The 11,001-nt window shown below is 39.3% G+C and carries 7 protein-coding genes; 6 read left to right on the forward strand and 1 reads right to left on the reverse strand.

The genetic code is table 11. The features are described 5' to 3' along the window. The 6 genes from HW347_RS12455 to HW347_RS12480 form a co-directional block, all read left to right on the forward strand. Positions 1–3,983: gliding motility-associated C-terminal domain-containing protein (locus HW347_RS12455; RefSeq protein WP_214612168.1), on the forward strand; the 3,983-nt coding region annotated here is incomplete at its 5' end. Positions 3,984–3,998: 15 nt separating this feature from the next. Beyond that, the gene (locus tag HW347_RS12460) at positions 3,999–4,937 is read left to right on the forward strand and encodes a PorP/SprF family type IX secretion system membrane protein (RefSeq protein WP_214612169.1); all 939 of its coding nucleotides are present in this window, start codon (positions 3,999–4,001) and stop codon (positions 4,935–4,937) included. A gap of 2 nt (positions 4,938–4,939) precedes the next feature. Continuing rightward, positions 4,940–6,868: an OmpA family protein gene (locus HW347_RS12465; protein ID WP_214612170.1), complete on the forward strand. Its 1,929-nt coding sequence runs from the start codon at positions 4,940–4,942 to the stop codon at positions 6,866–6,868. A gap of 81 nt (positions 6,869–6,949) precedes the next feature. Then, the gene (locus tag HW347_RS12470; RefSeq protein WP_214612171.1) at positions 6,950–7,984 is read left to right on the forward strand and encodes a COX15/CtaA family protein; all 1,035 of its coding nucleotides are present in this window, start codon (positions 6,950–6,952) and stop codon (positions 7,982–7,984) included. Between the two features lie 27 nt (positions 7,985–8,011). Beyond that, the gene (locus HW347_RS12475) at positions 8,012–8,506 is read left to right on the forward strand and encodes a plasmid pRiA4b ORF-3 family protein (RefSeq protein ID WP_214612172.1); all 495 of its coding nucleotides are present in this window, start codon (positions 8,012–8,014) and stop codon (positions 8,504–8,506) included. Positions 8,507–8,618: 112 nt separating this feature from the next. Continuing rightward, a complete protein-coding gene (locus HW347_RS12480) occupies positions 8,619–9,677 on the forward strand; it encodes a nucleoid-associated protein (protein WP_214612173.1) in 1,059 nt (352 codons plus the stop codon). Positions 9,678–9,735: 58 nt separating this feature from the next. Here the strand turns inward: HW347_RS12480 and HW347_RS12485 are convergent, their stop codons facing one another. Beyond that, positions 9,736–10,824 carry a hypothetical protein gene (locus HW347_RS12485; protein WP_214612174.1) on the reverse strand — a complete coding sequence of 363 codons (1,089 nt, stop codon included), beginning with the start codon at positions 10,822–10,824 and terminating at the stop codon, positions 9,736–9,738. Positions 10,825–11,001 lie beyond the last annotated feature (177 nt).

Genomic DNA, 11,001 nt, shown 5'->3' on the forward strand with positions numbered 1-11,001 from the left:
ATAGTACTTCCGAGGTCGTCGTTTCCGAACAAGCAGCACCGAATGCGGGAACCGATGGAACATTGATTATCTGCACAGGTACAACAGTAACAGAAACTCAGCTTTTTAATGAACTCGGTGGAACACCTGATTCTAGTGGAACTTGGTTACCCGTAATGGCTGGTGCAGGAACATACACTTATACCGTAATCGCTACTTTACCTTGTACCGTTGATAGTACTTCCGAGGTAGTCGTTTCCGAACAAGCAACTCCGAATGCAGGAACCGATGGAGCATTGACCATTTGCGAAGGAACTACGGTAACAGAAATACAACTTTTTAATGAACTCGGTGGCACTCCCGATTCTGGAGGAACTTGGACTCCTACTCTTGCAGGTGCTGGGACCTATACCTATACCATAGCGGCAACTTCGCCTTGTACAACTGACTCGACATCGGAAATAGTCGTTTCCGAACAAGCAGCACCGAATGCGGGAACCGATGGAACATTGACCATATGTCAAGGCGCAACAGTAAACGAAAGTCAACTTTTTGCCGAACTAGGAGCCACACCCGATTCTGGTGGAACTTGGTCTCCGGTAATGGCAGGTGCAGGAACCTACACCTATACCGTAACGGCAACATCGCCATGTACAGGAAATGATACTTCGGAAATTATCGTAACAGAACTCATAAATCCGAATGCAGGTACCGATGGTTCTTTGACCGTTTGTGAAGGCACTATCGTAACGGAAAGTCAACTTTTTAATGAGCTTGGTGGAAGTCCGGACCCTGGCGGAAGTTGGACACCTGCCCTTGCGAGTTCTGGAACATATACCTATACGGTAACTTCCTCGTGTACTGGAGATGACACCTCCCAAGTTATTGTTACAGAGCAAGTATTACCTAATGCTGGTACCGATGGAACATTGACCATATGTGAAGGAACTACCGTAACCGAAACACAACTATTTGATGAACTTGGCGGCTCCCCAAATCCTGGTGGAAACTGGACGCCTACCCTTGCTGGTGCAGGAACATACACGTATACCGTTGTAGCTACTTCTGCATGTACTGTAGATGGTACCTCGGAAGTGGTCGTAACAGAAGAACCGACTGCAAATGCTGGTATTGATGGAACATTGACCATTTGTGAAGGAACTACTGTTACTGAAGCACAACTATTTAATGAACTAGGTGGAACACCCGATTCTGGTGGGACATGGTCACCAACAATGGCTGGAGCAGGAACATACACCTATACCGTAATGGCAACTTCGCCATGTACAGCAAATGATACTTCGGAAGTTGTGGTAACAGAACAAGTAAATCCGAATGCAGGTTCTGATGGTTCTTTGACCATTTGTGAAGGCACAACTGTTACTGAAAGTCAACTTTTCGCAGAACTTGGTAACATTCCCGACTCAGGGGGAACATGGTTACCAGCAATGGCCGGTGCAGGAACATATACCTATACTGTAACTGCAACTTCGCCTTGTACCGTAGATAGTACTTCAGAAGTAATCGTATCTGAACTACCAACTCCGAATGCAGGAACAGACGGTAGTTTGATCATTTGCACGGGCGAGACCGTAAACGAAGCTCAGCTCTTTGCTCAACTAGGCGGAACACCAGATTCAGGAGGGACTTGGTCTCCGGTTATAGCTGGCGCAGGAACGTACACTTATACAATAGCAGCAATTTCGCCATGTACCATTGATAATACTTCAAAAGTATTAGTCACTGAACAGCTATTGCCTAATGCAGGAACCGATGGAACATTAAACATATGCGCAGGCGAAACCGTAAACGAAACACAGCTCTTTGCTCAACTTGGAGGTGCTGATTCAGGTGGAACATGGACGCCTACGATGGCCGGTGCAGGAACGTACACTTATACAATAGCAGCAATTATGCCGTGTGCCATTGATGATACTTCAGAGGTGGTGGTCTCCGAACAAGCATTACCTAACGCAGGAACCGATGGAACATTGACCATATGCGCGGGTGAGACCTTAAATGAAACTCAGCTATTTACTCAACTCGGCGGAACACCAGATTCAGGAGGAACCTGGTCACCTGTTATGGCTGGAGCTGGAACATATACCTATACCGTAACTGCAACTTCACCTTGTGCCATTGATGATATTTCAGAAGTGATTGTTACAGAGCAGGTACTACCAAATGCAGGTACAGACGGAACATTACAACTATGCGAAAGCAATACACTTACAGAAGCGCTACTTTTTGCTGAACTTGGGGGCTCACCAGACCCTAATGGAAGCTGGACTCCTACCCTTGCGGGTGCAGGAACATATACTTATACCGTTTTAGCAACTTCGCCATGTACAGGAAATGATACTTCTGAGGTTGTTGTAACCGAAGAAGCTGCGCCTAATGCTGGCTCGGATGGAACATTGACCATTTGCGAAGGAATCACGGTAACGGAAACTCAACTTTTTGCTCAACTCGGTGGAGCACCAGATTCTGGTGGAAGCTGGACTCCGGCAATGGCAGGCGCAGGGACGTATACATATACCGTAATTGCAACTTCGCCTTGTACTGTAGATAGTACTTCAGAAGTAATCGTATCTGAACAACCAACCCCGAACGCAGGAACAGACGGAAGTTTGATTATTTGCACGGGCGAGACCGTAAACGAAACACAGCTATTTGCCGAACTAGGTGGTACACCAAATTTTGGTGGAGTATGGACACCTACAATGGCTGGAGCAGGAACATATACTTATACCGTATCGGCAATCGCCCCATGTACTTTAGATGATAGCTCCATAGTAATCGTATCTGAACAACCAATTCCAAATGCAGGAACGGACGGAACTTTGACAATTTGCAAAGGAACTATCGTAACAGAAACACAACTCTTTGATGAACTTAACGGAACTCCCGATACTGGCGGCGATTGGACACCTACTTTGGCTGGTGCAGGAACCTACACCTATACCGTAAAAGGTAATGTATGTTCAAACGCAATAGCGACCGTCACCGTTAATGAAGAAATTCAGCCGAATGCCGGAACTGATACAACGCTCACCATATGCCCAGGTTCCACTGTCACAGAAGCAGAACTTTTTTCCCTCTTAGGCACTGATAACACCAGCGGTACGTGGAGTCCAAATCCTGAAGGAGCCAGTGCAGGTATATTTACCTATAGTATTCCTGGAAACCTATGTGGAGGTGATTCAAATGCAACCGTTACGGTGACCGTTTCTAATCTAGATTCTGATGGTGACACCATATTAGACTGTTATGAATTAATAGATGGTACCAATCCTTTTGACGACTGCGATTCCATTGGTGGAAAACCATTACTCAGCAGTGATTGCGACAATGATAAACTCACAGAAGAAGAGGAAGCTTTATTGGGTACAGATCCAATGAATCCGGATTCTGATGGTGATGGCGTAATAGACGGACAAGAAGTAACTGATAGTACAGACCCATTGGACAATTGCGATTTCTTATTGGAAAGCCAAACCCTTGCTCCAAGTAGAATCTGGAATGATGCGGACTGTGATATGGACAACCTGACAAATGAACAAGAAATAGACAGGGGAACCGACCCTACCAATCCTGATACCGACGGTGATACTATTAATGATGGACAAGAAGTGATGGATAATACTGACCCACTTGACCCTTGTGATTCTATTGGTGGCAAAGCACCGAATAATATTTCCTGTGAATTATTTATTGAGTTAGACCTCGTTAAACAAGGAGATATTTTAAACGGAAGTTTTAGGATAATTAATATTGATAGATACCCTGACCATCAGGTAGAGATATTTAATAGATGGGGGGTTCTAGTTTGGGAGTCTTCTAAATATGATAACAACAATAATGCTTTTGAAGGATTATCAAAAGGGAGAATTACTATTATAGAAAACCAAAAATTACCATCTGGAGTTTATTTCTATAAAATAAAATATGTAGCTAAGGGTGAGGATAAAATGAAAGAAGGATACCTCTATCTACAAGATTAAACAGAGTAAATAAACATGAAAAGTACCATACTAAAAATCTTGTTTTTACTTCTGACGATGCAATTAAGCTTCGGGCAGCAGGATGCTCAATTTACCCAATACATGTATAACACATTAACGGTGAATCCTGCCTATGCCGGCTCTAGAGATGTTCTTGGTGTTTCACTACTACACCGGTCTCAATGGGTTGGGATGGACGGAGCTCCTAGTACGCAAACTTTTAACATACAAAGCCCTTACAACGACACAGTTGGATTAGGGTTTTCCATCGTACATGACGAAATTGGAAATAACACCAACCAAAATACCAATTTTGATGTTGCTTTTTCGTACAGTGTACCTACTTCCGAGAATTATGAACTCTCATTTGGTCTCTCTGCTGGTGGGCAATTATTGAATATCGATTTTAATAAATTGAGAAATTATAGCGCTAGTCTAGCTCCATCTGTAGAAAAAGAATTGTATAAAAAATTTACCCCCAATGTGGGAGCCGGAGTATACTTTCACTCCAATAAATTTTATGTTGGTCTTTCGGCACCTAATATTTTAGAAACCGAACATTTTCAAAACCCAGATGACAATGGTTCAGTAATAGCTTCTGAGCGAATGAATCTTTATCTGATTTCCGGATATGTTTTTGACCTAAATCCATCTTTAAAATTCAAGCCCGCATATCTTATAAAAGCTGTTACTGGCGCTCCCCTTCAGGTAGACCTTTCTGCTAACTTCTTAATCAAAGAAAAATTCACCTTGGGCGCTGCCTATAGGTGGGATGCCGCAATGAGTGCGCTATTTGGTTTCCAAATGGGCAAGCAATTCATGCTAGGACTTGCTTATGACCGTGAAATATCTTCATTAGGTGGTTCGCAATTTAATGATGGTTCTTTTGAAATATTCCTTAGGTACGAATTTATCAAGAATAACAAAATTGATTTAACCCCTAGATTCTTTTAGAAATGAGCATAAAGCCCACATATCTGCTAGTTCTGCTCTTTTTGAGCACTTGGGGTTCTAGCTGTTTTTCACAAGGAAAAAAGAAGAAAGCGGAAGCTGATAATTTTGACCATTATGCCTACATGCAGGATATTGAATCCTACCCTTCTCTACTTGAAAAAGGATATGATGAGACTACAATCCATAAAAAATTAGGCAATGCCAATTATCATAGTGCCAACTACGATGTTGCTACATTCTGGTACGAGAAACTTTTAGAAAATGATGAAGTAGCGGTATCTCCCGACTACCTTTACCGGTATGCCCTAGCTCTTAAATCTATAAAAAGATATGATGAGTCTAATCTATGGATGGAAAAGTTTCAGAAAATAAAGAATAACGATACACGCGCCAACCTTTTTACCAGTAACCCAGATTACTTAAAAGAGATACAGATTCCTAAGGAGCAATATATTATTGAGAATCTCAGCGATATCAATTCTCCAGAATCAGATTTTGCTCCTTCGTATTTTGCAGGAAACCTAGTATTCACAACTTCTAGAGATCTTGATTTACAGAAATACAGCAAACTGCCCTACCTCAACCTATATCAATCTGAAATATCAGAAGAAGGCAAAACGGGTAAGTTATCTTTGTTATCAGAGATTTTGAATAGCAAAGCCAATGAATCCTCTACCTCTTTTTCCAAAGATGGAGAAACCGTTTATTTTACAAGAAATAACTTCTCAAAAAAATCATTTAAAAGAGATAAAAATGGGATTAGTAGACTAAAAATTTATAGAGCTTTTAAGAACGGTGATTCTTGGGGGGAACCAGAAGACCTTCCTTTTAATGACACCAATTATTCGGTTGCTCATCCTTCTTTAAGTAGTGATGGCACCAAACTCTATTTTGCGTCAGACATGCCCGGAGGGAAAGGTGCATCTGATATTTATGTAGTTACCGTTTTATCCGACGGAACCTTTGGAGAGCCGGTAAACATGGGAGCTCTTGTTAATACAGAAGGAAAGGAAACCTTTCCTTTTATTGCTAATTCAGACATCTTATATTTTGCTTCTAACGGTCATCCTGGCCTTGGTGGTCTTGATATTTTTAAAGTAGACCTGAATAAAGAAAATAAGCCTACCAATTTGGGAAGTCCAATTAATAGTTCCGATGACGATTTTTCTTTGGTGACGGATGCATCAGAAGAAATTGGTTATTTTGCTTCAAACCGAAAAGGAGGAAAAGGTAGTGACGATATCTACGGATTAAAACGAAGTGATTCTGACTGCTTTACTTTTATTGAGGGTAATGCCTATGATAAGGATTCTGAGAAACCCTTAGCGGAAACCATAGTGGAAGCACTTGATTATGATGGTCAAAAATTAGCAGAAACCGTAACAGCCTCAGATGGTTCTTATACTATCCGAATACCTTGTCAAGAAAAACAATATCAACTGTCAGGCAAAAAAGAAGGTTACGAAGTAGGAACGCTCTATATGCTAACCACCAGCGACAAAAAACAAATTAAGGATACCCGTCTAGAGTTAGAGCAATCTACCAAGGTTGTTGACGTTGGTTCCGACTTGGTCAAAGTTTTAAAACTTACCCCTATCTACTTTGACCTGAATAGCTCTTACATTAATAAAAGTGCATATCCTGAACTAAATAAGGTGGTTGATTACATGAGTAAAAGACCGGATATTAAAATAGCCGTAGGCTCACATACCGATAGCCGAGAAGGAGACCAATACAATGTATGGCTATCCAGAAGACGTGCCATGAGAACGGTACAATACATCACATCCAAAGGTATAGACCCTTCACGAATTTCAGGAAAAGGTTATGGAGAAACTCAATTATTGAACCGATGCGCCAATGGCGTTCGTTGTTCGGAAAGCGAACACCAATTGAATAGACGTTCAGAATTCATCGTGATCGAAAAATAACCTATTTCCCCTCCAAGAAATACTGTATGAAGCACTAAAATTCTTCAAGGAGCCTTATTTTTGCATAAAGGAAATTCAGCTATGCAGAAAAATTTCAGAAAGGTTGCTAAAGTTGCTTTGGTACTCGTATATCTCGTTATTGTTGCCGGTGCCGTAGTGCGTGGCACAGGTAGCGGAATGGGCTGCCCAGATTGGCCTAAATGCTTTGGCCACTATATTCCTCCAACAGAAATTTCTGAACTACAATGGAAGCCTGATACCGATATTAAAAAAGGCCAAATAATCATTGTAGATGAAACCCTTCAAGTTGCTTCCGAAAGTTTTAAAACCAGTACCACCTTTGATAAAGATAAATGGGAAACCTATACCAAGCACGATTATGCGCAATTTAATGCGGCACACACTTGGATAGAATACATTAACCGTCTGTTTGGGGCCCTGGCTGGCTTAGCCACTCTAGTCCTAGCTATCATGTCTATTCGTCTGTTCAAAACAAATAAAAAAATAACCATTCTATCTTGGCTGGTAGTATTTGGCATGGGCTTTCAGGCTTGGTTAGGTGCAACCGTTGTCTATTCCCTTTTAGAGCCTGTAAAGATTACTGTGCATATGGTAATGGCATTGGTTATTGTGGCTTTCCTTCTTTACATCATACATATAACCAAAGCTACAACCGAAAAAGTGAAGACTTATAAGGACATTGTACCGCTTTTATCCTTTGTGCTTTTCATGACCCTAGTACAAGTTATTCTAGGTACTCAGGTTAGGCAATTTGTAGATGACCGAATGGATATTTTAGGCGATGCCGCTAAAAACCTATGGCTATCAGATGCGGATTGGGAATTTTACGTACATCGCTCATTTTCTATAGTCATTGTATTATTGAACATCTTTTTAGCACAGCGTATCTATAAGTATAAGCTCAATTTTCCAAAAATTAACTGGGTTTTGATTTTCTTGTTTATTGAAGCTATGTCCGGTGTTGCTATGTATTACTTTCATTTTCCATTTACTTCGCAGCCTATACATCTGGTATTGGCCAGCTTGCTTTTTGGAGTCCAGTTTTATTTGCTTTTAGAAGCTATAAGTGCCAAAAGAAGCTATAAATCTTTGTAACTTTGTCAACCCTTAAAAATTGCGGTTATGATTTACAAAATACGTATCATCTTAGATGCCAAGGAAGATATATTCAGAGATCTTGAGATAGAGTCAGGCACTTCTATGGAGGAGTTTCACAACGCTATTGCTCAATCTTTTGGATTTCTAGGTAACGAAATGGCTTCTTTTTATACCTGTGATGAAGAGTGGATTCAAGATGAGGAAATCGCACTTTTTGACATGAGTGACAATGGTTCTGATGTTAAGCTGATGAACGAAACTTTTCTAGAAGATGTTATGACCGAGGATAGCCCTAAGCTTATCTATGTCTATGATTTCTTAAGCATGTGGACGTTCTTCGTAGAACTTGCCGATAAGGTTGAACCTGAATCTGGCATAACCTATCCTAACGTATTATTCAGTTTTGGAGAGCTTCCGGAAACACCGCCGGAAAAGAATTTTGAGTCAAAACCAGCTTATGATTTTGACGACACCTTTGACAATTATGACGACCTTGATTTTGACGAAAACTGGAACTAATCCATTCTAGATTCCTGCATTTTTTTAGCAAATCGAACATCAAAATAAATCTATTTAGCATTCTGATTAACAGCAATCTACACGCATCAAGAATTAAAAAAGCTATTGAATTATGATTAACCTATACCCTACCCAAATCGAAACAATTTCCCTTCACCGCGTGGGGAATAAAAACAAAAGCGAAGGTCTTTTTCTTTCTGAAGAGCCCTTTTCTTTGAATGATGAGACCACTGGTCTTTTAAAAGAATATTTCTTTAAGCCTTTTCGTGAAAAGGAAGAGAACTATTTTAAGCTTGTAAATGATGTAGATGTTGAGTTTAATGAACTACACAAAATAGTTTCAGACATTTTTGCGGACCCAGAGAGTATGCATGCCAATTCTAAAAAAATTGCACAGCATCTTTTTGAGCAATCTAATCACCCGCATATTAAAAGCGGAGAGGTTTATGTTGCGCATTTATCTAACGTTATGTTAGATAATGTAAAGACCGATGCAATTGGTATTTTTAAGAGTGAGCTTAAACACGATTTTCTTCAGTTTGAAGAAAAAGGAAGCAACTTAGATATCGTAATTCAACAAGGTATAAACATAAATAAACTAGACAAAGGCTGTCTGATTTTTAATGTAGATAAAGAAGAGGGTTACAAAGTGCTTTCTGTAGATAGTAACCGTTATGACACCAAATACTGGCTTGAAAATTTCTTGGATGTAGATGCCCTTGCAGATGAAAACTTCTACACTAAAAACTATTTAAAGTTTTGTCAGAATTTTGCCAAAGATGTAGTGCTACCAGCTGAAGACAAGCAGCAAGAGGTTCTTTTTATGAACCGTGCGGTTAACCATTTTGCAAAGAACGATGCTTTTGAGGAAACCAGCTTTTTGAACGAAGTAATGGAGAACCCAGAATTAATACCTGAATTCAAACATTACAAAGAGGAAAAAGGTCCTAAATATAGTATTGAAGACGTGTCTAACTTTGATATTGCCAACAAAGCAGTATCCGATGCACGTAAGAAAATAAAGAATGTTATAAACCTTGACACCAACATACAAATTAAGTTGGACTTTATAAACCCAGAATCTGCGGAGAAATTTGTAGAAAAAGGATGGGATGAAGAACGCCAAATGTACTATTACCTAGTATACTTCAATAAAGAGGAGAAAAACTAGTACTTATATTAGTTGGTATTTAAAAGAGAAATCATCTTTTAAATACCAACTATCTTATTTAGTGATCTATTTTTATATTTTGTTCTAGTATTTGTTTCATACTTACATCTTCATAATTACGCCGTACAAAGTTCAAGGCCAAGTCTAATACTTCTCCCATAGTTTTAGCTTTTTTAAACTGCATATCAAGTGTCAGTTCATAAATTGCATCTCGTAACATCTCAATATTTTCCGGAGTAGAGATATGATCCTTTTTGGCAATAGCAATTAAGCGTTTTATTCGAGCTCCCGAACTTAGGATTCGCTTAGCAACAATAGACCTTTCTTCCAATTTATACTGATCTATAGAATCTCTTGTCAATTTTTTTCTAACAAGCTCTACCATTTGGTAGTTTTCCTTAAAAAATTGTGGCCTATATACTTTTAATTTTCCTTCAAAACATTGCTGATCAAAATCTATGGCACGAATACGATAGACCACATGATCAAAATCGTGTACCGGTACTATAACGTAGTTGTAAGACCTCATATCCCCTAACAAACGTATCATACAACGTTCGTTGAATTTAACGAACCCTTTGGCTAATTGCGATTTTTCAGATTCAGTACAGTTGGGTAACATATCTTTTATAAAAACATCACCGGGAATACCTGCAATATGCTCCTCGATCAATGTGTCTTTATACACCAAAAAGTGAAGGTTGTAAGGAGAAAGCATATGCTCTAGTTCCAAACCATAAATACGTGAGGCATCGGTTTTTTTTACGTAGAAATAAGTAAAGTTATCATTCAATATATTTCTAACCTTAATCCGAAAAGGCTTTGAGTTACCAAAAGTGCAAAAGTCTACGGAATCAACATTTAAATACTTATGAATATTCTCATTACCATCAGAGAGAAGTATGGAGTATACTTTTTTAAGACTATTGTCTATTTCTATTCTATCAAACTCAGAGTAATATACACGAACCCATAATGTATCTTGATCATCGGCATCATAAACTACCACTGAGCCTGCAAAGCGCAGCAAATCTTCATAAAAAATAGGAATTTCTGTTTTACGGCTATAATGCCCTAAATATTGATCCAATTTTTTACAAACCGGGTAAGCCGGCTTTTTCTTAGACATTAATCGTTCTTCTGACATACTACAAATTTACTTACAAATTACTCATTTCAATCTAATAACGTAATCGTTCCTAATAGATTTCATGCTTAAAACAACATATTTTGGGCTGTTGGCAACATTTATTTATTTAAGAGTGTAAACCTTAGTTATTTTGAAGCTAGACCCACTTGAAACCAACCCAATGATTAATCTGTT

This window comes from Zobellia barbeyronii, assembly GCF_018603515.1.
Taxonomy (GTDB): Bacteria; Bacteroidota; Bacteroidia; order Flavobacteriales; family Flavobacteriaceae; genus Zobellia; species Zobellia barbeyronii.

What these genes read in the sequence shown, in the direction of transcription:
- HW347_RS12460 (WP_214612169.1), top strand. Translation starts at nt 3,999, where the DNA reads ATGAAAAGTACCATACTAAAAATCTTGTTTTTACTTCTGACGATGCAA.
- HW347_RS12465 (WP_214612170.1), top strand. Translation starts at nt 4,940, where the DNA reads ATGAGCATAAAGCCCACATATCTGCTAGTTCTGCTCTTTTTGAGCACT.
- HW347_RS12470 (WP_214612171.1), top strand. Translation starts at nt 6,950, where the DNA reads ATGCAGAAAAATTTCAGAAAGGTTGCTAAAGTTGCTTTGGTACTCGTA.
- HW347_RS12475 (WP_214612172.1), top strand. Translation starts at nt 8,012, where the DNA reads ATGATTTACAAAATACGTATCATCTTAGATGCCAAGGAAGATATATTC.
- HW347_RS12480 (WP_214612173.1), top strand. Translation starts at nt 8,619, where the DNA reads ATGATTAACCTATACCCTACCCAAATCGAAACAATTTCCCTTCACCGC.
- HW347_RS12485 (WP_214612174.1), bottom strand. Translation starts at nt 10,824, where the DNA reads ATGTCAGAAGAACGATTAATGTCTAAGAAAAAGCCGGCTTACCCGGTT.